Below are 22,793 nucleotides of genomic sequence, written 5' to 3'. Positions count from 1 at the left end.
TGCGACCATGCTGGACTTGCGCCCTGTTGGATATGTTATTGGCCTGTTGGTGGCCGTCCTGGGCGTGGCCATGGTGCTGCCCTTGCTGGTCGATGTGGCCGAAAACCGTGGCCACTGGCTGGTGTTCGCAGAAGCCGCGCTGATCACCACCTTTGTGGGCGGGATGATTGCGCTGGCTTGCGCCAATGGGGTGCGCGAAGGTTTGACCATTCAGCAGACCTTTTTGCTGACCACGGGTGTGTGGCTGACCCTGCCGATTTTTGGGGCCATCCCCTTTATGCTGGGGGAAACCGGTTCAAACTTTACCGACGCCTTCTTTGAGGCGATGTCAGGGCTGACCACCACAGGGTCCACGGTTCTGTCCGGGCTTGATGAGCTACCCAAAGGCATCCTGCTGTGGCGCGGTATTTTGCAGTGGCTGGGCGGGGTCGGCATCATCGTTGTGGCCATGGTGTTCCTGCCAGAGCTGAAAGTCGGCGGGATGCAGATCTTTAAATCCGAAGGCTTTGACACCTTTGGCAAAATCCTGCCCCGCGCGGGTCAGATCGCCACCCAGATTTCCGTTATCTACCTTTGGCTCACCATCGCCTGCGTGCTCAGCTATCTGGCCGTCGGGATGAGCGTGTTTGACGCGACAGTCCACGCGCTGACCACCATCGCCACGGGCGGTTTTGCCAATTATGACGCGTCTTTTGGCGCGTTCTCGGGGGCGGGGGAATATGTCGCCTCGCTCTTTATGATCCTCGCGGCATTGCCCTTTGTGCGCTATGTCCAACTGCTGAACGGGAACACAATGGCGCTGCACCGTGATCCGCAGGTGCGCGGGTTTCTGTTGACCGTTCTGATCCTTGTCGCCATCGCGGTTTTCCTGCTGCGCAACCAAATGGGCCACCCCCTGGGAGCAAAGCTTTCGGCAGGGGTTGTTCAACATTGTGTCGATCATCTCGGGCACCGGGTATGCCTCGGTTGATTACATGCAATGGGGGGCTTTTGCGGTGGCGTTGTTCTTCTTTATCGGCCTCATCGGGGGCTGTGCGGGCTCAACAGCCTGTTCGATCAAAATCTTCCGCTACCAATTGCTCTTTGCCTCAATCCGCTCGCAGCTGCGCCGCATCCGCTCACCGCATGGTATATTCACGCCCCGCTATGACGGCCGCCCGGTGGGGCAGGATGTTCTCAGCTCAGTGATGTCGTTTTTCATGTTCTTCATCGTGACACTGGGCCTGGTGGCTGTGGTGCTCAGCATGACGGGCCTTGATTTCATCACCTCCGTTTCGGGGGCGGCAGCGGCATTGGCGAACATCGGGCCAGGTCTGGGGCCGGTCATTGGGCCTGCGGGCAATTTCGCCAGCCTCAACGACACGGCCAAATGGGTGCTGAGCTTTGCGATGCTGCTGGGCCGGTTGGAGCTGTTGGCGGTCTATGTCATTCTCACTGTTAAGTTCTGGAGGGCCTGATGGCTGACCAAACGCGGCCCTTGGGCGCACAAATCTCACACATGCTCAAAGACCGGGGCGTTGATGTCATCTTTGGCATACCTGGGGTTCACAATCAGGAAATGTACCGCGGCATAGAAGAGGCCGGGATCCAACATGTGCTGGCCCGGCATGAGCAAGGCGCGGGGTTCATGGCGGATGGTTATGCGCGCGCCTCGGGCAAGCCCGGCGTGGCCTATGTGATCACGGGGCCTGGGCTGTGCAACATCATGACACCCATGGGCCAGGCCTATTCTGACAGTGTGCCGGTGCTGGTGATTTCGTCCTGTTTGGACGAAGTGGCCGCCAAACGGGGGCAGCTGCACCAGATGAAAGATCAGCGGGCCGCAGCAGAAGCTGTCTGCGACTGGTCCGAAGAAGCGCGCTCGCCAGAGGCGGCCTACGGCCTGATTGACCGCGCGTTTGGCGAATTTCAATCCGCGCGGCCACGTCCCAAACATATCCAGGTGCCCATTGCACAGCTGGAAGGGGCGGCAACCCAGGGCTGGGATGCGGCAAGCCGCCTACCGGGCACGCGCACGCCGCCGCATCCAGACGTGGCGCAGGCATTTGCGGATCGTCTCATGGCCGCGCAAAAGCCGCTCTTTATTCTGGGCGGCGGCGCCGCACGTTCAGGCGGACAGGTTGCTGAGGTTATTCGGGCCTCAGGTGCTGCTTCCTTCACCAGCTATGCCGGGCGCGGCGTGATTGTGGATGATCCGCTGCACTATGGCGCCTTTCTTGCGCGTCCTGACAGTGCCGCGATCTGTGCTGAGGCTGATCTGATTGTCACCGTTGGCACGGACCTGGCTGAGGTTGATTTGTGGCGGGCCGAGCTGGGCGGGAACACCCCCTGCATCCACATCAACATTGATGATGAGGTGCTGGCCAAACGCGGCGGCCAGGATGACGCGATCAAATGTGATGCGGGCCTGTTTTTTGAAGCCATACGTCCGCTTATGACAGAGCGCCAAGCAGCTTGGTCGGCCAAGGACATCGCTGCCACCCGTGCCCGCTGGCGCGCCGAAACGGACGCAGAGCGCCCCGGTATTGTGCCGGTCGCGGATGCTTTGCGTGCGGCATTGCCTGAGGGCACGATGATCTACTCAGACATGACGCAATTTGCCTATACCGCGAAAGAGGTCTGGGACATGGACCGCCCCGGTCATTGGCATCACCCCACGGGCTTTGGCACCTTGGGCTACGCCACGCCTGCCGCAATCGGCGGCGCGGTTGCACGCCAGGGATTGCCAACAGTGGCGATTATTGGGGATTACGGCTTTCACTACACCATGCAAGAGCTGGGCGTCGCGGTTGAGTTGGGGTTGCCGATCCCGATTATTCTTTGGGACAATGGCAAGCTGAAAGAGATTGAGGAAAGCATGGTGCGCGCGCAAATTGCCCCCAATGCCGTGGTGGCGCGCAACCCTGATTTCGTCAAACTGGCTGAGGCTTTTGGTGCCTATGCAGCGGCCCCCAAGACGTTGACCGAGATGCAAGAGGCCGTGCGCGCGGCATTCGCGGCAGATGGGCCCACGCTGGTCTACCTCACGCCTGAGATTGCGCACCGTTAGGATAAATGCCGCACCTTTGGGCGGGCCTAGACCGCGCCGGGATCAGATCCCCCCGGGCGGTTATTCCCAACAGCTGACCAGCACGGTCATGCCCTGCGCCGCCAAACGCAGATCACGCGGGGCGATCGCGCCGCTTTGTGCGGAGGCTGCCAGCTGAATGCCCGCTTGCGCTGCGGCCTCGGCAATCACGGACGCATCCACGGCAAAACGCACGTCTTCGGGCAGTTGCTGTGTGCTTTGCGCTGGGGTCTGCAACATGCCCACGACGCTGCCTGCCGCATCAAAAACCGGCCCGCCTGCATCGCCGGGCTGCGCGCGCATCTCAAGCCGGTTCAACGTTTCCTCGCCGCGCAACCCTTTGACGTCAGCAATCTTGCCAAAGGTCAGCGTGGCCGCACTGAGCACGCCTTCGTAGGAATAGCCTGCCACGGACACTTCGGATTGCAGCCGGGGCGTTGCCAGATCAAAACTGGCCACCGCCAACGGCGACAGGGCGCTTTGTGGTGTCAGGATCGCAAAGCCGTGGGTGCTGTCCTGCACCGCGACCTGCGCTTCGGTGTCGCCATCAACGGTCAGCCGCCCGCAAGAGCCGACAACCTCAGATGTGGTCAGCACGCTGCCCTTGTCGTCGATGAAAAAGCCCGAGCGCGAGATTTTGGGCTGCCGTACCTGCAGCCCTGACACCAGGTCAATCGCCTGTTCTGCGTCATTGCCCGCCGCTGGATCCAGCGCGCCTGGCAGACGGGTAAAGCTTTTGGCCATTTCAGCCATAACACGGCGGCGGCGGTCTTCGTCCCCTGCAGGCCAGATCAGCATGAACCCTTTGACCTGGCCGTCTTTCAAAGACACCTGCGTCTGGCTCACAATCCGGGCATTTTCGCCGATGATTTCAAAAGAGTTGTTTTTGCGTTCGCGCGGCCCGTCTAGTGGGACAATCTCCAGCGTCTGGAGGATATCATACAGCCCAAAAAGGGTGTTCTGATCGCCTTGCTGTGAGATTAGGATCACACGCGCACCGATGTCGCCGGTGCTGTCGTAATGGGCGAAGGGAGCTTCATAGCGGGCAAAAGCCACCTCAGAGGTGGGCATGATCATTTCGATGCCCGCATCCTGATCTTGCACAACCTGCAACCCCAGACCTTCGAGAACCGCATTATATTGGCGCAGCAGGGCCGCGCGTTGCAGCGTGGTCAGAACGCCTGTGGCTTCAAAGTTATTGGCCTCTTGCCAGTCCGACATGGAGCGTCGGGTACCACGGCCAAAGGCACCATCAATTGCGGCGTCATAATAGCCTGCCCACTGCAACGCGATTTGCAGGGCTTTACGTTCATCTGCTGACAAGGCGCGTTCACTGCGGCGTGCCTCTGCCGGGGTCTCATCCGCGGGTTCGGGGGGCTCTGGTGTGGCATCTTCGGTTACCGTCGCAGTGGGTGTGGTTGCCACAGATGAGGGGGCCTCAACCACGCCTCGGTTCAGCACGTTGGCCCCGACGGGCCAGAATTGCTGGCGAAACCCGTCTGATTGCTGAATAAAGCTGTCGCGCGGCACGATCCGGTCGCGCACGTAGGTGCGCAGGACAATTTCGGCATCCGCGCGCCGGTAGGGCCCAACCGCGATGCCGTACCAGCCGCCGCCCAAAGAAAACCCGTTCACGTCCTCCAACTGTGCGGCATAGGCGCGCGCGCGGGTTGTGGCCAGCGCCAGGCTTGGCTGGGCTTCGATCTGCACCCAGACGATGTCGTCTGGTGATTGCGCCTTTGCCGCCTGTGGCAAGGCAGTGATGATCAGCATCGAAAAAGCCAGAAGAACGGGGAAAAAGCGCGTCATGGAATACCAGTTACTGTGATTCAAAGGTTGGCGCAGATAAGCAGGAAACCGCTGGGAACGCCATGCTTGCCAGGGCGATTTTGTGGCACCGATGCAATTGACGCCCAAGGGTGCGCGCCGTAGGTAGACAACGCATTCAGCAAGAGGCGATCTGATGTCCGCACCGATGGAAAAACCACGTTCCTTTCAGTCCATTATTCTGGCGCTGCAAAGCTACTGGGCGCAGCAAGGCTGCGCTGTTTTGCAGCCCTATGACATGGAAGTGGGCGCAGGCACGTTTCATCCCGCCACAACCCTGCGGTCCCTGGGCACGCAGCCTTGGGCGGCGGCCTATGTGCAACCGTCGCGCCGGCCCACCGATGGCCGCTACGGCGAGAACCCGAACCGCTTGCAGCATTATTACCAGTACCAGGTACTGATCAAACCCAGCCCGCCCAACCTGCAAGAGCTTTATCTGGGATCTTTGGCCGCGATTGGCATCGACATGGAGATGCATGACATCCGCTTTGTTGAGGACGATTGGGAAAGCCCGACCCTGGGCGCTTGGGGTCTGGGATGGGAAGTCTGGTGTGATGGCATGGAAGTCAGCCAGTTCACCTATTTTCAACAGGTCGGCGGGCATGATTGCCACCCGGTTTCGGGCGAGCTGACCTATGGGTTGGAGCGGTTGGCGATGTATGTGCTGGGCGTGGATCATGTGATGGACATGCCGTTTAACGATCCGGGCAGCGCGATTGAGCTGAGCTATGGCGATGTGTTCAAACAGACCGAAGAAGAATACGCACGCTGGAATTTTGATACCGCCAACACCGAAGTGTTGTTGCGCCAGTTTGAAGAGGCCGAGGCGCATTGCCAGGCCATCCTGTCGCAGCCTGCAGAGGATCCCAAGACAGGCAAGCGGATCGTGATGGCGCATCCGGCTTATGATCAATGCATCAAGGCCAGCCATATGTTCAACCTGCTGGACGCGCGGGGCGTGATTTCGGTCACCGAACGCCAGGCCTATATCGGGCGGGTGCGGGCCTTGGCCAAGATGTGTGCCGATGCCTTTGTGCAGACCCGCGCCGGGGGTGGCGCGCGGATGCAGCCTAGGGTCGTGGGTGCCGCCTGTGCTGCGCCTGTGGCGGGCGGGGCATTTGAGTTTTATTGGAAAGATGAAGCGCAGCGGTGCGCCCGGGTGGCGGGCCGGTGTGTGCTGGGCAGCCCGTGTGGGGGGTATGTGCCGGTATGAGTGGGAAAATCATAGGGATCGTGATCTTGATTGCTGCAGCCATCGCCGGTGGGGCGCTTTATTATTTGCAGATCTACGGGTTTTATGAGGCGGTCTATGAGGAAGACGTGCAGCTGGTCTCTCTTGTCACTGAGGCACCGGAAAGCATCGTTTTTGATAACTTTCAGGCGATTGATGCAGACAGCTCACCCATCCGTTACAGGGCGTGTTTCACCACCGCGCAGAGCCTTGCGTTTTTGACCGAAACCTATGTGCTGGTGGATGAGGCGACCCCGCGCAATGCGCCGGGGTGGTTTGACTGCTTTGATGCCGCAGCCATTGCTGAGGCGTTGGAGGCGGGCACGGCGCTTGCGTTTTTGGGCGGCAAGAACGTGCATTTTGGCGTCGACCGGCTGGTGGCCATCACCGACGATGGCCGCGGCTATGTCTGGCATGAGCTGAATGATTGCGGCGAGAAAGCCTATGACGGCACCATTGTGGGTGAGGAATGCCCGCCCTTGCCCAACCAATAGGCTAGACGCCTGCCTGTCACCCCGTTATCCCCCCCGTGAATGATCTGCCCGAGGAACGCCCGTGCCCGACCTGTTGATTGAACTTTTTTCCGAAGAAATTCCGGCCCGGATGCAAGCGCGTGCGGCTGAGGATCTGAAGAAGCTTGTGACCAATGGTTTGGTTGAGGCCGATTTGACCTATGCCTCAGCAGCGGCGTTCTCAACGCCCCGACGCTTGGCCTTGACGGTTGAGGATATGTTGGCGGCCAGCCCGTCAGTTGTGGAAGAGCGCAAAGGCCCAAAAGCCGATGCGCCTGAGAAGGCCATCGAAGGTTTCTTGCGCGGGGCAGGGGTGACGCGCGCGGATCTGGAAGAGCGCGACACGCCCAAGGGCAAGGTGCTTTTTGCCAAGATCAACAAGCCGGGCCGCCCGGCGGCTGAGATCGTGGCTGAGGTGTTGGAACAAACCGTGCGGAATTTCCCTTGGCCCAAGTCGATGCGCTGGGGCGCGGGATCTTTGCGCTGGGTGCGGCCTTTGCATTCCATCATTGCTGTGATGTCGGCTGAGGAAGGGGCTGAGGTTGTGCCTCTGGACGTGGACGGGATTGTGGCGGGTGATGTGACCTATGGCCACCGGTTCCTGGCACCAGATCCCATCACTGTGACCGGGTTTGAAGATTATGAGGCCAAGCTGGCGCGCGCCCATGTGGTCCTGCGTGCAGAGGCGCGGGCCGAGACGATTTGGAACGATGCCACCAACATGGCCTTTGCAAATGGTCTGGAAGTTGTTGAGGACAAGGGGCTGTTGGCCGAGGTTGCAGGGCTGGTGGAATGGCCCGTCGTGCTGATGGGGCCGATTGGCGATGATTTCCTGGGGCTGCCGCCGGAGGTTTTGCAGACCTCCATGAAAGAGCATCAGAAGTTCTTTTCCGTGAAAAACCCCAAAACCGGGCGGATTGAAAAATTCATCACAGTGGCCAACCGCACCACGGCGGACAATGGGGCCACGATCCTGGCGGGCAATGAAAAGGTGCTCTCGGCCCGGCTGGCGGATGCCAAGTTCTTTTGGGAGAACGATCTGCGCGTCGCGCAGTCTGAGGCGGGCATGGCCACTTGGGTCAAGGCGCTGGAAAATGTGACCTTTCACAACAAGCTGGGCACCCAGGCTGAGCTGATTGAGCGGATGGCCGTGCTCGCGCGTGCGCTCGCCCCGATGGTTGGCGCGGATGCCGATCTGGCAGAGCAGGCAGCCCGGGTGGCCAAGGCGGATCTGTCGTCCGAGATGGTCTATGAATTCCCTGAGCTGCAGGGGCTGATGGGGCGCTATTATGCCCAGGCGGCGGGCCTACCTGAGGAGGTGGCCGCGGCGGCAGAGGCGCATTATGCGCCGCTTGGACCGTCAGATGATGTGCCCACGGCCCCGGTTTCTGTGGCGGTGGCGCTGGCAGAGAAGATCGACAAGTTGGCGGGCTTCTGGGCGATTGATGAAAAGCCCACGGGGTCGAAAGACCCCTTTGCGCTGCGCCGGGCGGCTTTGGGGGTGATCCGTATCCTCATTGAGAATGATCTCTCTCTCCGGTTTGTGGATGTCGTACAAAGCGCACATGCTGGGGCTGATGCGGCAGACCTGCTGTCCTTCCTCCACGACCGTCTCAAAGTATACCTGCGCGACCAAGGTGTGCGGCACGACATCATCGACGCCTGCATCGCCATGGACGGCAACGATGATCTGACATTGCTGGTCAAACGCGCCAAGGCGCTTTCTGAAACGCTGGCCACGGATGATGGTGAAAACCTCATTCAGGGGTTCAAGCGGGCCAACAACATCCTGACCCAGGCCGAGGATGCCGATGGGGTGGAATATTCCTATGGCGCGGATGCAAAGTTTGCTGAGACGGACGAAGAACGCGCGCTCTTTGCCGCACTTGAGGCGGCAGAGGCCCAGATCAAACCGGCAATGGCCGAGCAGGATTTCACCACGGCAATGACGGCAATGGCCGCCCTGCGGGGGCCGATTGATGCGTTTTTTGAAGCGGTTCAGGTCAACAGCGACAACAGCACCGTGCGGCGCAACCGGCTGAATATCCTCAGCCAGATCCGGCAGATTTGTTCCTCAGTCGCCGATTTGACCCGGATTGACGGGTAGCGGGATGACAAAGCGGATGTAACGCTTTGGTGACACTCGCCTCTTGTCAGGCCAAGCAGAACGCCTATGCTGCGCCTGAAACCCAAAGGTGCTGCAGTGCAGAATAATCCAAATACCACCCTTGTGACCGCCACCGCGCCGATCGCCAATGCAACCCATGGCGGACGGGCCAAGTGTTTGCAAAGGCTGGTGCGTTTGGACTTGCCTGTGCCCCGGACGGTGGCGCTGTCGTTTGATGCGGTGCAGCGGATCGGCAAGGGAAATATGCCTGATCTGGCAGCGGTGATTGGGGAAATGCCCCAAGGGGCGCTGATGTGCGTGCGCCCCTCCAGCCAGGACCCTGATTGGGGCGGGCCGGGGGCTGTGCTGAACATCGGGATCAACAACACACGGTTTGAAGAGCTGTGCGGCACCATTGGCGAAGATGCAGCCGCCGCCCTTTATACCCGCTTTGTGCAGTCCTATGCGATCAACGTCGCACGGCTTGACCCTGATATGTTCGATGATGTCAGCGGGGATGGCCGCTCGGGCCTGGCGCAAAGTCTGCATGCCTATGAGGTGGAAACCGAAGAGGCGTTTCCGCAAGACCCGGCGGTTCAGCTGACAGGGGTTTTGCGGTCAATGGCACGGGCCTGGGATGGCACATCAGCGCGGTTGCTGCGCCAGGCCAAGGGGGCACCGGTGGATGCGGGCCTGGGCCTTGTCGTGCAAGAGATGGCCTTTGGCGTGGGCAAGGGGCAGTGCGGCTCTGGCGTGCTGCAACTGGTCTCCAGCGAAACCGGCCTGCCCCAGATCACCGGGCGATACCTTAGCCAAAGTCAGGGCCGCGATGCGCTGGGCGGTGATGCCGCAGCCCTTTATCTGACCAAAGACCCGCGTGGCCCGTCGCTGGAAGAGCTTGCGCCAGAGGCGTTCAAAGAGCTGGTCGCCCACGCGACGCTGATGCGCCAGCGGCTCCGCGCAGAGATGCAGGTTGAATTTGTCATTCATGACGGCGCGCTGCACATCCTCGATGGCGTGCGCATCGCCCGCTCATCCCGCGCGGCGGTGCGGATTGCGGTGGCCCTGGCCGATGACGGGATCATCCCGCGCCAAGAGGCGCTGATGCGCGTGCAGCCCCGGACCCTGTCTGAGATGCTGCACCGTCAAATCCATCCGGGCGTCAAACGCGATGTGATTGGCAGCGGGATCGCTGCCAGCCCAGGGGCCGCCACAGGTAAAATCGTGTTTTCCGGCAATGAGGCGCAGGCCAGTGCCGCGCGCAACGAAAAATGCATCCTGATCCGCCGTGAAACCACGCCGGAGGACATTCGCGGCATGCAGGCAGCGGTTGCCGTTGTCACAGAACGCGGCGGGGTCACCAGCCACGCGGCGGTGATCGGCCGGGGCATGGGCCTGCCTTGCGTAGTGGGGGCCTCCAACATGAAGTTCAACCTGCGGCGCAAGCAGTTGGTCTCAACCGACGGGCGGGTGTTCAACGAAGGCGATGAGATCACGGTGGATGGCTCCAACGGTGACGTCATTGCCGGCAGCGTTGAGATGCAAGAGGCCGCTTTGGATGAGAACTTTAACAAGTTGATGGCCTGGGCCGAAGATGCCGCTGACATCGGAGTGCGCGCCAATGCCGATACGCCGCGCGATGCCCAAACGGCGCGGCATTTCAACGCCCATGGGATTGGGCTGTGTCGTACGGAACATATGTTCTTTGATAGCGCGCGCCTGACGGTGATGCGGCAGATGATCTTTGCCGCCTCCGGGGAAGACCGCCGCGCGGTTTTGGAACGGCTCTTGCCGATGCAGCGGGCCGATTTCATTGAGCTTTTCCAGATCATGGAAGGCCAGCCCGTTTGCATCCGCCTTTTCGATCCGCCGTTGCATGAATTCCTGCCGATGGACCGCGCAGGCCAGCGTGAGCTGGCCGATGCGCTTGATCTGCCGCTGTCCAGCGTGACGCGCCGGATAGAGGCGATGACCGAATACAACCCCATGCTGGGGATGCGCGGCGTGCGTCTGGGTGTCTCCATGCCTGAGATCTATGAAATGCAGGCCCGCGCCATCTTTGAAGCCACGGTTGAAGCCAGCCGTGAGGGCGATCCGGTGGTGCCTGAGATCATGATCCCCTTGGTGTCTGCACGCCGTGAGGTGGAGCTGGTGAAAACCTCCATTGACGCGGTTGCCGCTGCGGTGCGCACGGAACGGGACGCGACATTCTCTTACCGGTTGGGGATCATGGTCGAAACTCCGCGTGCAGCGTTGCGCGCGGCTGAGATTGCGCCCAATTGCGCCTTCCTCAGCTTTGGCACCAATGACCTCACGCAGATGACCTATGGCCTGTCGCGGGACGACGCCGGGCGGTTCATGTCCGATTACGTGCAGCGCGGCGTCTTTAACGAAGACCCCTTCCATGTGTTGGATCTGGACGGTGTGGGGGAGCTGTTGACGCTGGGGGCCGCGCGGGGCCGCGCGGCGCAACCCGGCATCACGCTGTCGCTCTGCGGAGAGCATGGCGGCAACCCCGAATCAATCGCATTTTGTCGGGATGCGGGGTTTGATTACGTTTCTTGCAGTCCATTTCGCGTTCCAGTTGCAAGGCTTGCCGCAGCGCAACTTGCCATCAAACACAAGATTGGGTAGCGGCATCCCGCCTATCTGCTACAAAAGGTGGAAACCGGCAGAAAGTTGCGTGCTGCAACTGCCACGGGTTTACCCATCAGGCCAAAGAGGTTAAGCGCTCGCCGTCCGAAACTGCCGATGAGCTGCTTGATGTCCCGAATTCGCAAAACCGCTGCTGCCTTGCTTGTAGGCAGCCTGTCTTTCCTGCCGCTGACGGCAGGTGCCACGTCTGATATCGCCGCCGATCTGGGGCGGGTTGAGGCGAACGGTCTGAAGGCAGCGGGCGAAAAACGGCTGCAAAAGATGCTGACGGCGGCGGCCCCCTCGGGCGCGAGCGACGTTAAGTTCTCACGCAGCTGGATTGATGCACAGCCCAAGGCGTCAGGCTCCGCGCAGTGGCGCTGCCTGGCCGAGGCGCTTTATTTCGAAGCGCGCGGCGAGACGGTCAAAGGCCAGTTTGCCGTGGCCGAAGTGATCATGAACCGCGTCAAAAGCGGCCGTTTCCCGGACACGCCTTGCGGCGTGATCAATCAGGGGACGGGCAAGAAATACCAATGCCAGTTCACCTATACCTGTGATGGCCATGCCGAGGTGATCTCTGAACCCCGTGCGTTTGCACGGGTCGGCAAGGTTGCGCGTTATACGCTGGACGGCAAGGTGCCTGCACTGACCGACGGTGCAACGCATTATCACACCACTGCCGTGCGCCCGCGTTGGTCACGGGTCTATACGCGCACCGCGAAGATCGGCGTGCATCTGTTCTACCGCCACACCTGGCGCACCGCCTCCAACTAAGCACGGCGCGCAGACGCGCGGTTGGTGATCCCACACCACGGGCCTGATCAAAAATCTGGTGCCAACTATTGCGGGCTGGTAGGCTCGTGCGACGCAGGCTAGACACGGCCCGGCGCAGCAGGGAAAGGCCCGTTTTATGTCCAACGAAGTTCGTCTTGCCTTTGCGCATCCTTCTGAACGGGCGGAAGCGACTGCAGGGGGGATCCATTGGATCGCATTTCCCTGCGCGATCATATCGTCGAGGTTGAGATTGGGGCCTTTCAGGCCGAACGCGGGGTGACCCAGCGCGTGTGTTTTAACGTCGTTGTTGAGGTCCGCCCGCTCAGTGGGCCGATTGATGACGATGTGGACCGGATCCTAAGCTATGACCGCGTAACCGAAGCCATCGCGACAGAATTGGCCGTTGAACGGCTGGCCCTACTTGAGACGTTGGCGGAACGGGTTGCAGAGCGCATACTGCTGGAGCCTCAGGCCATCCGCGCCTTTGTGCGCATCGAAAAGCTGGACCGTGGCCCCGGTGCCTTGGGGGTTGAGATTGTGCGCGCCCGCGAAGCAGCGCCCACGCCTGAGTTGGTACAAGAAGAGGCCCCGCAGCCGCAGTTGGTCTACCTCAGCACGGGGGCCATCGCCTCGCCGCATCTGAAAGGCTGGCTGGACCAACTTGAAGCCTCAGACAAGCCGCTGATCTTATGTGTCGGTGCCTCCGATACGCCCGCCCCTCAGGTGCCCCATAAGATGGCGCAGCGGCGGATTGATCTTTTGGCGATTGAACAAAACGCTTGGGTCTTGGCCTCCAAGGATGACCGCTGTGTGGTGGTGGAAACCCGCACAGAGCTGGATTGGGGGATGAAGAACGGCCAAACCTGCGTTTGGGCACCGTCCAAGGTGGTTTTGGATTCCGTCGATACCCCGTCGGCACAGCCCCGCGATGCGGTCGCCCTGGCGGCGTGGTTCGCCGCCACCTTTGATGCACAAGAAATGGTGGTGATCGGCGACGACGTGCCCAGCGATGTCTCCGTTCCCTTGCGCGTAGTGCCTGAAACCCAGGCGGTATTGTGAGCGCAAGCCGCGATTATTTCCGCCCCCTGGTGCAAGTGGGCCCGCACCGGCCTGAGGGCGCTGCCCCGCTTGCCGGTGGTTGGGGGTGGTTCACCCATGTTGAGGTGTTAAACCGCCAGGCCGCGCCAAAGATCCTGCCGCATGAAGCCTTGCCCGCAGACGTGTTGATGGCGCTGACCGCGCCCCGGCGCGCCGTCTCAGGCCTCTCGCTGGAGCGTCCGCGCCTTATGGGCATTTTGAACGCGACACCAGACAGCTTTTCTGACGGTGGCGATCATGCCGCAGCGTCGGACGCGATTGCCTCTGGCATGGCGATGCGGGATGCGGGCGCTGATATTCTCGACATTGGCGGCGAATCCACCCGGCCCGGGGCCGACACCATCGAGCCAGCAGTTGAAACTGCGCGCACTGAACCTGTCATTGCTGGCCTTAAAGCGGCTGGGGTTCAGACGCTGATCTCAATTGACACCCGCAAAGCCGCTGTTGCTTCTGCTGCTGTGGGGGCGGGGGCAGGGCTGATCAACGATGTCTCAGGCTTCACATATGACCCGGGCTTGGCCCCGCTGGCGGCTGAAAAATCCGTGCCCGTCTGCGTCATGCATGCGCTGGGGGATCCGGCCACGATGCAGCAAGATCCGCAATATGAGGATGTCTTGCTCGATGTTTATGACTTTCTCGACCGCCAGATTGCGGCGCTGACGGCTGCTGGCATCAGCAAAGACCGCATCATTGCAGATCCTGGCATCGGCTTTGGTAAGACCTTGGCCCATAACCTGGCGCTTTTGGCGCGGCTAAGCCTCTTTCACAGCCTGGGCGTTCCGATCTTGCTGGGGGCCTCGCGCAAGCGCTTTATCGGCACCATCGGCCAAGCGCCTGAGGCAAAGGCCCGCGCGCCGGGCAGCATGGCAGTGGCCCTGGCGGCACTTTCTCATGGTATTCAGATCCTGCGGGTGCATGATGTGGCCCAGACTTGGCAGGCGATTGCCCTCTGGCAGGCAGCAATGACAGGGCAATGGCAGACAGAAGGGTGAAGATATGAGCGGGGCAGCCACATCACTTTTTGGCACGGATGGGGTGCGCGGCACGGCCAACACCCATCCCATGACGGCGGATATGGCGCTGCGGATCGGGGCCGCCGTGGGGCAGCGGTTCCGCCGTGACGGCAAGGGCGTGCACCGCGTGGTGATCGGCAAAGACACGCGGCTGTCTGGCTATATGTTCGAAAACGCCCTGACCGCCGGGCTGACCAGCACGGGGATGAGCGTGCTGTTGCTGGGCCCTGTGCCCACGCCCGCCGTTGGCTTGCTGACCCGCTCAATGCGCGCGGATCTTGGGGTGATGATCTCAGCCAGCCATAACCCGGCGCATGACAACGGCATCAAATTCTTTGGCCCCGATGGTTATAAACTCTCAGACGCGGTGGAGCATGAGATTGAGGCGCTGGTTTCAGGCGGGGTTGAGCCTGCGGCGGCCACCGAAATTGGCCGCGCCAAGCGCATCGACGACAGCCGCTATCGCTATATTGAGCGGGTAAAGTCCAGCTTTCCCAGGCAGATGCGCCTTGATGGGCTTAAGGTGGTGGTCGATTGCGCCAATGGCGCGGCCTATCACGTGGCTCCCATGGCACTGTGGGAGTTGGGGGCAGAGGTGATCCCGGTAGGCGTCAGCCCGAATGGTCTGAACATCAACAAGGGCTGCGGATCAACGCAGCCGCAGATGGCGGCGGAATCCGTGGTGGCGCATGGGGCTGATGTTGGCATCTGTCTGGACGGCGACGCAGACCGCGTCATCCTGATTGATGAAAAGGGCCAGGTCGGTGATGGGGATCAGTTTATGGCCCTGATGGCCGCGCGGTGGGCCGAAGAGGGCCGGCTGCGCGGGGATGCGCTGGTGGCCACGGTGATGAGCAATCTGGGGCTTGAGCATTTTCTGGCAGCGCGCGGCGTGGGTCTTGAACGCACTGCGGTGGGCGACCGCTATGTGGTTGAGCGGATGCGGGAAGGTGGCTTTAACCTCGGCGGAGAGCAATCAGGCCACATCGTAATGACCGATCACGCGACAACCGGCGATGGGTTGATGGCAGGGTTGCAGTTCTTGGCGGAAATGCTGCGCTCGGCCAAGCCTGCATCCGAGTTGATGCATCAGTTTGAGAAAGTGCCGCAACTTCTTAAAAATGTACGGTTTTCCGCAGGTCAGACGCCGCTTGAAGCGGACGCCGTGAAAGCCGCGATTGCCGCTGCAGAGGCAGAGCTTGCGGGGCGTGGGCGGCTTCTTATTCGCAAATCAGGGACAGAACCGCTGGTGCGGGTGATGGCCGAACATGAAGATGCAGCACTGATGGAACGCTCAGTTGACCGGGTGGTCGAAGCCGTGGAGGCGGCTGTCTCTGAGTGAAATCCAACCTGGCTGATGTGGCGTGATGCGGGCCTGATGCCCCCCCACTGATGCCCGTCAGGACCGGCTGAACAGACGGCGCAGCGCGCCAAACTGGCTCAGCGCCAGCCCCCCCAAGATCAATACCATCGCCCATAACAGCGAAGGCGGCAGTGGTTCAGCCAGAAACAGCGCGCCCAGAACCACGGACCAGACCGGCACCTGGTAGTTCACCAAAGACATGAAAACCGGCCCTGCGGTGCGGATCACCAGAACACGCAGGAAATTGGCCGCAGCCGTCGGCACAAGGCCCAGAAACGCCAGCACCCACAGCGTCTTTGCATCGGGCAGGGGCGGCGCGCCCTCGATGGCAAAGGCCAGCGGGATGCTGAATGCGGCCCCGATGATCACCAAAACGCTGGCCAATCCGATGGCATCCACCGCCGGCAAGCGGCGCATCAGGATGGATTGGACCGCATAACAGGCCGCTGCTGCAACGCAGGCAATCCGGCCTGCGGTTTCAAGGTTTTCGCCAGAGCTTTCAAAGGCTTGGCCGCCAATCAAAATGACCACGCCGACAAATCCGATAATAAAGCCCGCCGCGCGGCGCAGTGTCATTCGTTCCCCTGGGACAAAGACATGGGCCAGCGGCAGGACGATCAGCGCCACAGAAGCCATAGAGACACCGGCAAACCCGGCCGTGACGTATTGTTGGCCCCAGGCCAGCAACGCAAACGGCATGGCTGAGCTGAGTGCGGCCATGAGGCACAGCATGAACAGATGGTCCCGGTAGCTGGCCGGTGCGGTAAAAAGCGGGAAGCCTCGGCTGGCCCAGATCACGCTCATGACCCCGGCGGCAAGTCCGATCCGGGACGCGGCAAGCCAGAATGGGGTCATCCCGGTCAATGCGATTTCGGTCACCAGAAACGTCCCGCCCCAAACAAAGGCAAGCGTTATGACCATCAGCCAGCTTTTATATGTAATTTCTGGGGGTTGGGCCATGCCCCGCTTAAGCGGCGGCTGCGGCTGCGTCAACGCGCAAAGTGGTGCGCCCAAACGCGAGGGGTGTTGGGGCCTGACACACGGCCAGGCCCCAAGACGTTTTAGTTCTTGGATTTGTCGACCATTTTGCCCGCAGAGATCCAAGGCATCATGCCGCGCAGCTTTTCGCCGGTCTCTTCAATCTGGTGTTCGTCGTTCAGACGGCGCGTGCCTTTAAAGAACGGCTGACCCACGGCGTTTTCCTGCATGAAGTCACGCACGAACTTGCCGGTCTGGATGTCTGTCAGGATCGCTTTCATGCGGGCCTTTGTTTCATCGTAAGGCAGCACACGTGGGCCGGAGACATATTCACCGTATTCGGCTGTGTTGGAGATGGAGTAGTTCATGTTGGCGATGCCGCCTTCATAGATCAGGTCCACGATCAGCTTCACTTCGTGTAGGCACTCAAAGTAGGCCATCTCAGGCGCGTAACCTGCCTCAACCAGGGTCTCAAAGCCCATGCGGATCAGCTCAACCAAGCCACCGCAAAGCACGGCCTGTTCACCAAAGAGGTCGGTTTCGCATTCCTCACGGAAGTTGGTTTCAATGATGCCGGAGCGACCGCCACCGATGGCGGAGCAATAGGACAGGCCGATTTCCAGCGCTTTGCCGGAGGCATCGTTGTGCACCGCAACCAGGCAAGGCACGCCGCCGCCTTTGGCATATTCGCCGCGCACGGTGTGGCCGGGGCCTTTGGGCGCCATCATGATGACGTCCACGCCTTCTTTGGGCTCAATCAGGCCAAAGTGCACGTTCAAACCGTGGGCGAATGCGATGGCAGCCCCTTCACGGATGTTGTCGTGCACGTATTTCTTGTATGTCTCTGCCTGAAGCTCATCGGGCATTGTGAACATGATCAGGTCAGCCCAAGCCGCCGCTTCGGCGATGCCCATGACCTGCAGGCCTTCGCCTTCGGCTTTGGCCGCAGAAGGGGAGCCTTCGCGCAACGCCACAACGAGGTTTTTCGCTCCGCTGTCGCGCAGGTTGAGGGCGTGGGCGTGGCCCTGTGAGCCGTAGCCCAGGATGGCGACTTTTTTGTCCTTGATCAGGTTCACGTCGCAATCGCGGTCGTAATAAACGCGCATGGTTTTATCCTTTGGTTGGTGTCTGTCTGCCGCGCACCATAGGCCGTTCTGCCTGAGTTGTGAGTGTTGGAATTTTGAGTTGTATTAGAAAGATGAAGCGCATAATTCGTATAAATCACGATTTGCGGAAAAATCATGCTTGATGATCAGGATCGACGGTTGTTGCGGTATTGGCAGGCTGAGCCGAGTTTGTCCCCAGGTGAATTGGCGGACCGCTGCGGCATGAGCCTGGGCAAGCTGAACCGGCGGATGGCGCGGCTGGAGGATGAGGGTATCCTCAAAGGTGTCGAAGCGGTGATTGATTGGGCGGCACTTGGCTATGCCGTTGAGGTGTCGCTGCGCGTGACCTTGGACAAGACCCAAGGCAACGCCTTTGACCGTTTCCTTGCTGAGGCGCGGCAGGTGCCTGAGGTGATTGAGGTGCAGACTTTTCTGGGCCGTGTCGATGCGCGCCTGTCGATCATCGCGCGGGATATGGCACATTACCAACAGATCTACCGCAGCCGCATCCTGACCCTGCCGCATATCGCGGATATTGAGGCGTTGATGCTGGTGGCACCGATCAAAACCGAAGAGGCGCTGCCGCTGTGATTGAGCTGGACAGCATTGACCGCCAACTTCTGCGCGCCCTAGCGCAAAACGCGCGCCAGTCGGCCAGCGCCTTGGGCAAACAATTTGGTCTGTCCCAGCCTGCGACCTGGCGGCGGATCAAGCGCTTGGAAGAGGCCGGCGTGTTGCGCGGCAAACGCTTGCGGCTTGATGCCGAAAAGCTGGGCTTTGGGGTGACGGTGTTTTTGGGCATCAAGCTGGCCACCAAGGGCCGCGTGTCGCTGGAAGATTTCGAACGGGCGGTGGCGGCCATCCCTGAGGTGCAAACGGTGGAGCATGTGCTGGGGCTTTATGATTATCGCCTCCGGGTGGTGGCGCGCGACCTGCCTGATTTCGAACGGGTTTTGCGCCGTCGGATCATGACATTGCCCGGTGCCGGAGAGGTTGAGGCGAATGTGCTGCTCAGCGAAGAACAGCGCCCCGGCCCGCTATAGGAACGCGGTGTGCCGAAAGGAAACGCCGCGGCGAAGCTGACGCGATTGTATACCAAGATAGACTTTGCACATCCCGTGCCTGCGCTTTATTTCCTGCCCAATCAGATGTGGAGGAATAAAAGATGGCCCTGTTGAACACCGTTGATCCTGATGGTTTGGAAGAGTTTTCCGTGGTTTTCACCGACCGCTCGCTCAACAGCATGTCGGCTGGGTTTCAGCAGGTGATGCGCGACATTTCCGAGATGCTGAAAGAGGTCTATCAGGCCGATGCAGTGGCCGTCATCCCCGGTGGCGGGACCTTTGGCATGGAAGCCGTGGCCCGGCAGTTTGCCCGTGGTGCTGATGCGCTTGTCGTGCGCAATGGGTGGTTTTCCTACCGGTGGTCTCAGATCATCGAAACAGGCGGGCTGACCAATAAGACAACCGTTTTGAAAGCGCGCCAGCAGGGCAATTCGGCAACCTCGCCTTTCGTGCCCGCAGCGATCGAAGATGTGGTGGCCGCCATTCACGAAGAAAAGCCGCAGGTGGTCTTTGCGCCTCATGTGGAAACCAGCGCCGGGGTGATCCTGCCCGATGACTACATCGCGGAAATGGCCAAGGCGGCGCATGATGTGGATGCGCTGATGGTGCTTGATTGCATCGCCTCTGGCTGTGCGTGGATTGATATGAAGGGCCTTGGGGTCGATGTGCTGATCTCTGCGCCGCAAAAGGGGTGGTCCGCATCGCCTGCGGCGGGTTTGGTCATGATGTCGGCCCGCGCTGAGGCGCGTCTGGCAGAGACCACATCAGACAGCTTTGCGATTGATTTGGGCAAGTGGCGCGCGATCATGAAGGCCTATGAAGACGGCGGTCACGCCTATCACGCGACGATGCCAACAGATGCGCTGCGGATGTTCCGCGACACGATGCTTGAGACCAAGAACTACGGGTTTGAGCGCCTGAAAGAGGCGCAGTGGCAATTGGGTGATGGCGTGCGCAAGATGCTGGGCGACAAGGGCGTCACCTCTGTGGCCGCCGACGGCTATGGCGCGCCGGGTGTGGTGGTTAGCTACACCAGCGATCCTGAGATACAGAACGGCAAGAAATTCATGGCGCAGGGGATGCAAATCGCCGCCGGTGTGCCGTTGCAGGTGGGAGAGCCTGAGGGGTTCAGCACCTTCCGTCTGGGTCTCTTTGGGCTCGACAAGCTTTATGATGTTGAGGGCACGCTGAACCGCTTGGCCCCGGTTGTCGAAGACGTTCTTTGAAAAGACCAAGGCGCGCCGCACTGCGGTGACGGGGGTGCGCGGGCAGGTGTAACGGCCTGCTGCGCGATTAGCCTGCCTTGGGGCCTTCGCTGTCGCGCACGCCAAGTCCCATTTGCATCAGCATTTTGCGCACAGCCGGTAGGGCATAAAGCGTGTCCAACCCCTTGGCGCGCATGTCCCGCGCCAGCGGATGGCTGGCCTGTGAAACTCGGTTCAGCATGTCGATGCCATTTATGCGCAGCTGAATGTCGCCAAAGCGCACTTTGTGATAGGCCTCCAGCATGGCGGCATCGCCTAGGGTGGCGCGGTCCTTCTGGGCCAGCTGCAAAAGCGTCGCAAGGTCTTGCAGGGACATGTTCAGCCCCTGCGCCCCGATGGGCGGCAGAACATGGGCGGCCTCAGCAATCAGGGCAATCCGCTCGCCGGACAGGCGGTGCGCATGTTGGCTGATGATGGGCCAGGTGTCGCGTTTGCTGACAAGGGTCAAAGGCCCCAGCAGCTGGCAAGAGCGTTCTGTGATCTCTGCCTCAAAGGCTGCGACGGGCATCTGGGCGCGGGCCTGTGTCTTGGCCCCGTCGTCCATCCAGACAACAGCTGAGCTGGGCTGGCCATCCCGGTCGGGTAGGGGCACCAGGGTAAAGGGGCCGCCGGTGCGGTGAATTTCGGTTGAGACATTGTCGTGCGGTATGGGGTGGGTCACGCTAAAGGCCAGCGCCTTTTGCCCGTAACGGCGCGTGCTGACGGCGATGCCTGCGGCCTGGCGCATCGGGCTGGCGCGCCCGTCTGCGGCAATCACCAGCTTGGTTGTGATCTTGGTGCCATCCGACAGCCCCACCTTCGCGCCAGCGGTGCGGGTGAAGAGCGACGTTGTCCCCGTGCCGGGGCGGAAATCCACGTTTGGCAAAGCCTCCAGCCGGGCCACCAGAGCGCGCCGCAGCAGCCAATTGGGAAAGTTCCAGCCGAAGGGCAGATCCGAAATCTCAGCCGCGTTGAACGCGCGGGCCACTCTGGGGGTGGCGTCTTCTCCGCCTGCGTCAATTACCTGCATGATCTGCAGATCGGCGGCATGAGGGGCGAGCGCGTCCCAGACACCGGCGTCCTGCAGCACCGCCTTGGCCGGTTGCAGCATCGCGGTGGAACGCATGTCCGCCCCAGAGGCATCCCTGTCAGTGATGGGCGGGGTGGGATCGACGCAAATGACGTCAAAGCCTGCGGTGCCAAAGGCCGCCGCAGCGGTCAGTCCGGCAATGCCGCCGCCAGAGATGAGGATGTCGCAATCATATATCATGCCGCATACCTAATCGGTGAGCTGGCCAAGAAAACGAGACAAATCGTCCGTGTGATAATCAATATGGTCCGCCGCATGGCGGTCAGGGGCCACATGGACCGTGCGCATACCCATCGCATGGGGCACTGCAAGGTTGCGCTGTTCGTCTTCGAACATCGCGGCTGTGGCTGTGTCGATCCCGTCGGTGGTGAACACCGCCTCAAAGGCGGCCCGGTCCGGTTTTGGGTGATAGCCTGCGTGCTCCACCCCATAGACCGCATCAAAAAGGCCCGACAGCCCGCGCGCGGCCAGCACCCGTTCGGCATAGGGCGCGCAGCCGTTGGTGTAGACGATGCGCCTGCCCGGCAGGGACGCGATGCGCGCCGCCAGCGTTGGATCAGGGGTAAGCCGATCCATGGAGATGTCGTGCACGTCTTCCAGATAGGGGGCCGGATCCACATCATGCACGCGCATCAAACCGGCCAGCGTTGTGCCATGTTCGCGCCAATAAAGCGCGCGCAGCCGGTCTGCTTCTTTGGCGTCCACATCCAGCGCCCGCATGACCCAGGCCGTCATGCGCACTTCGATCAGGTCAAAAAGCCGCGCGGATGGCGGATAAAGGGTATTGTCGAGATCAAAAACCCAGGTTTCAACATGAGAGAAAGCATCGCGTGGCATTGGGGTTGGTTAGGCGGTTTGCTGGCGCGCCGCAAGTGGCACGCACGGCGGCTTGCGCAATGAAGCGGGCGCGCTAAAGTGTCGCAAAACTTGGGAAATGACTGATGCCTGTTTCGAAACCTGGACCGACGGACGCCTATTCAATGATCCTCGATGCCATTGACACCGGTGTCTTCCGGCCCGGTGACCGGTTGGTGGAAAGCGAATTGGCTGAGCGGTTCAACGTATCGCGCACCCCCATCCGGGAGGCGCTGCAGCGGCTTGAGACGCAATCCCTGCTGGCCCGCGAAGGGCGCAGCCTGATTGTGGCCTCGCTTGATCACAACCAAACGGCTGAGCTTTATGCGGTGCGCGGTGAGCTGGAAGGTCTGGCCGCTCGTCTTGCCGCGCGTCATGCGACCTCAGAAGAAATGCGCGTCCTGCGTGAGATGGTGGAGGCGGACAACGCCCTGATAGGCGATCCCATCGCCCTGTCGCGCAACAATCGGCGGTTTCACAAGCAGATCCACCTTGCCTCGCACAACCGCTATTTGGTGCAGCAGCTTGATCTGGTCTACCGCTCCATGGCGCTTATGGCGACGACGTCGCTTGCCGCTGAGGGACGGGGGAGATTGCCCAGGCCGAGCACGCCAAGATCGTCGCAATGATTGAGGCGCGGGACGAAGATGGGGCGGACGAGGCGCTGAAATCTCATATTTCGGTGGCGTTTGTGACCCGGCTGAAACAAGAGGCGGCGCGGCTTGAGCAGGAGGGCTAAGCCCATCTGACAAAGGCGTCACGCCATGCTGGGTCTTGTCCCAATAAAACGGGCTTAGGATTGCCTCATAAACTCCTTTGGCTGCAGCAAA

16 protein-coding genes and 3 pseudogenes are annotated in these 22,793 nt (G+C 60.9%); 14 read left to right on the top strand and 5 right to left on the bottom strand.

Features of this window, described 5'->3' with window-relative positions; all coding sequences use genetic code 11:
- Nucleotides 1–7: 7 nt before the first annotated feature.
- Both ACZ1HM_RS13645 and ACZ1HM_RS13640 read left to right on the top strand, forming a co-directional pair.
- A pseudogene (locus ACZ1HM_RS13645) lies at nt 8–1,457 on the top strand (TrkH family potassium uptake protein).
- Nucleotides 1,457–3,049 carry a thiamine pyrophosphate-binding protein gene (locus tag ACZ1HM_RS13640; RefSeq protein WP_472743250.1) on the top strand — a complete coding sequence of 531 codons (1,593 nt, stop codon included), beginning with the start codon at nt 1,457–1,459 and terminating at the stop codon, nt 3,047–3,049. The pseudogene ACZ1HM_RS13645 and the gene ACZ1HM_RS13640 overlap by 1 nt, the downstream one beginning before the upstream one ends.
- Nucleotides 3,050–3,109: 60 nt before the next feature.
- Here ACZ1HM_RS13640 and ACZ1HM_RS13635 read toward each other — a convergent pair whose 3' ends face one another.
- A complete protein-coding gene (locus ACZ1HM_RS13635; protein ID WP_472743249.1) occupies nt 3,110–4,876 on the bottom strand; it encodes a serine protease in 1,767 nt (588 codons plus the stop codon).
- A gap of 154 nt (nt 4,877–5,030) precedes the next feature.
- Between ACZ1HM_RS13635 and ACZ1HM_RS13630 the strand changes: the two genes are divergently transcribed.
- The 8 genes and pseudogenes from ACZ1HM_RS13630 to glmM all read left to right on the top strand — a co-directional run bounded on the left by ACZ1HM_RS13630 (nt 5,031) and on the right by glmM (nt 15,605).
- Nucleotides 5,031–6,107: a glycine--tRNA ligase subunit alpha gene (locus ACZ1HM_RS13630; RefSeq protein WP_472743248.1), complete on the top strand. Its 1,077-nt coding sequence runs from the start codon at nt 5,031–5,033 to the stop codon at nt 6,105–6,107.
- On the top strand, nt 6,104–6,619 hold the full coding sequence (locus tag ACZ1HM_RS13625) for a DUF6446 family protein (protein ID WP_472743247.1): 516 nt from the start codon (nt 6,104–6,106) through the stop codon (nt 6,617–6,619). Before ACZ1HM_RS13630 ends, ACZ1HM_RS13625 begins: the two co-directional genes overlap by 4 nt.
- Nucleotides 6,620–6,680: 61 nt before the next feature.
- A complete protein-coding gene (glyS, locus tag ACZ1HM_RS13620) occupies nt 6,681–8,744 on the top strand; it encodes a glycine--tRNA ligase subunit beta (protein ID WP_472743246.1) in 2,064 nt (687 codons plus the stop codon).
- Between the two features lie 66 nt (nt 8,745–8,810).
- Nucleotides 8,811–11,378 carry a putative PEP-binding protein gene (locus ACZ1HM_RS13615; RefSeq protein ID WP_472743245.1) on the top strand — a complete coding sequence of 856 codons (2,568 nt, stop codon included), beginning with the start codon at nt 8,811–8,813 and terminating at the stop codon, nt 11,376–11,378.
- Nucleotides 11,379–11,507: 129 nt separating this feature from the next.
- The gene (locus tag ACZ1HM_RS13610) at nt 11,508–12,152 is read left to right on the top strand and encodes a cell wall hydrolase (protein WP_472743244.1); all 645 of its coding nucleotides are present in this window, start codon (nt 11,508–11,510) and stop codon (nt 12,150–12,152) included.
- Nucleotides 12,153–12,288: 136 nt separating this feature from the next.
- Nucleotides 12,289–13,211 (top strand): annotated as a pseudogene (locus ACZ1HM_RS13605) (dihydroneopterin aldolase).
- Complete coding sequence (gene folP, locus ACZ1HM_RS13600) at nt 13,208–14,242, top strand: dihydropteroate synthase (protein WP_472743243.1); 1,035 nt, start codon at nt 13,208–13,210, stop codon at nt 14,240–14,242. Before ACZ1HM_RS13605 ends, folP begins: the two are co-directional and overlap by 4 nt.
- A 4-nt stretch (nt 14,243–14,246) precedes the next feature.
- The gene (glmM, locus tag ACZ1HM_RS13595; RefSeq protein ID WP_472743242.1) at nt 14,247–15,605 is read left to right on the top strand and encodes a phosphoglucosamine mutase; all 1,359 of its coding nucleotides are present in this window, start codon (nt 14,247–14,249) and stop codon (nt 15,603–15,605) included.
- A gap of 57 nt (nt 15,606–15,662) precedes the next feature.
- Here the strand turns inward: glmM and ACZ1HM_RS13590 are convergent, their stop codons facing one another.
- Nucleotides 15,663–16,586 carry a DMT family transporter gene (locus ACZ1HM_RS13590; protein ID WP_472743241.1) on the bottom strand — a complete coding sequence of 308 codons (924 nt, stop codon included), beginning with the start codon at nt 16,584–16,586 and terminating at the stop codon, nt 15,663–15,665.
- Between the two features lie 101 nt (nt 16,587–16,687).
- The gene (gene ilvC, locus ACZ1HM_RS13585) at nt 16,688–17,710 is read right to left on the bottom strand and encodes a ketol-acid reductoisomerase (RefSeq protein ID WP_472743240.1); all 1,023 of its coding nucleotides are present in this window, start codon (nt 17,708–17,710) and stop codon (nt 16,688–16,690) included.
- A gap of 135 nt (nt 17,711–17,845) precedes the next feature.
- Here ilvC and ACZ1HM_RS13580 point away from each other — a divergent pair, with 135 nt between their 5' ends.
- The 3 genes from ACZ1HM_RS13580 (at nt 17,846) to ACZ1HM_RS13570 (ending at nt 20,000) form a co-directional block, all read left to right on the top strand.
- Nucleotides 17,846–18,301 carry an Lrp/AsnC family transcriptional regulator gene (locus ACZ1HM_RS13580; RefSeq protein ID WP_472743239.1) on the top strand — a complete coding sequence of 152 codons (456 nt, stop codon included), beginning with the start codon at nt 17,846–17,848 and terminating at the stop codon, nt 18,299–18,301.
- Nucleotides 18,298–18,753: an Lrp/AsnC family transcriptional regulator gene (locus ACZ1HM_RS13575; protein WP_472743238.1), complete on the top strand. Its 456-nt coding sequence runs from the start codon at nt 18,298–18,300 to the stop codon at nt 18,751–18,753. The genes ACZ1HM_RS13580 and ACZ1HM_RS13575 overlap by 4 nt, the downstream gene beginning before the upstream one ends.
- 122 nt (nt 18,754–18,875) lie before the next feature.
- Nucleotides 18,876–20,000 (top strand): aminotransferase class V-fold PLP-dependent enzyme, encoded by a 1,125-nt coding sequence (locus ACZ1HM_RS13570; protein ID WP_472743237.1) that lies wholly within the window; start codon nt 18,876–18,878, stop codon nt 19,998–20,000.
- A gap of 67 nt (nt 20,001–20,067) precedes the next feature.
- Here ACZ1HM_RS13570 and ACZ1HM_RS13565 read toward each other — a convergent pair whose 3' ends face one another.
- Both ACZ1HM_RS13565 and ACZ1HM_RS13560 read right to left on the bottom strand, forming a co-directional pair.
- The gene (locus ACZ1HM_RS13565) at nt 20,068–21,288 is read right to left on the bottom strand and encodes a UbiH/UbiF family hydroxylase (protein WP_472743236.1); all 1,221 of its coding nucleotides are present in this window, start codon (nt 21,286–21,288) and stop codon (nt 20,068–20,070) included.
- 9 nt (nt 21,289–21,297) lie between these two features.
- Nucleotides 21,298–21,945, bottom strand: coding sequence for a pyrimidine 5'-nucleotidase (locus ACZ1HM_RS13560; RefSeq protein ID WP_472743235.1), 648 nt, complete (start codon nt 21,943–21,945; stop codon nt 21,298–21,300).
- A gap of 104 nt (nt 21,946–22,049) precedes the next feature.
- Between ACZ1HM_RS13560 and ACZ1HM_RS13555 the strand changes: the two are divergent.
- Nucleotides 22,050–22,702: pseudogene (locus ACZ1HM_RS13555) on the top strand (GntR family transcriptional regulator).
- Nucleotides 22,703–22,793: the final 91 nt, after the last annotated feature.

The organism is Sulfitobacter sp. GN1-4, from assembly GCF_055693825.1.
The sequence above is the reverse complement of the archived record's forward strand: the minus strand, read 5'-3'. Positions and strand labels throughout refer to the sequence as shown.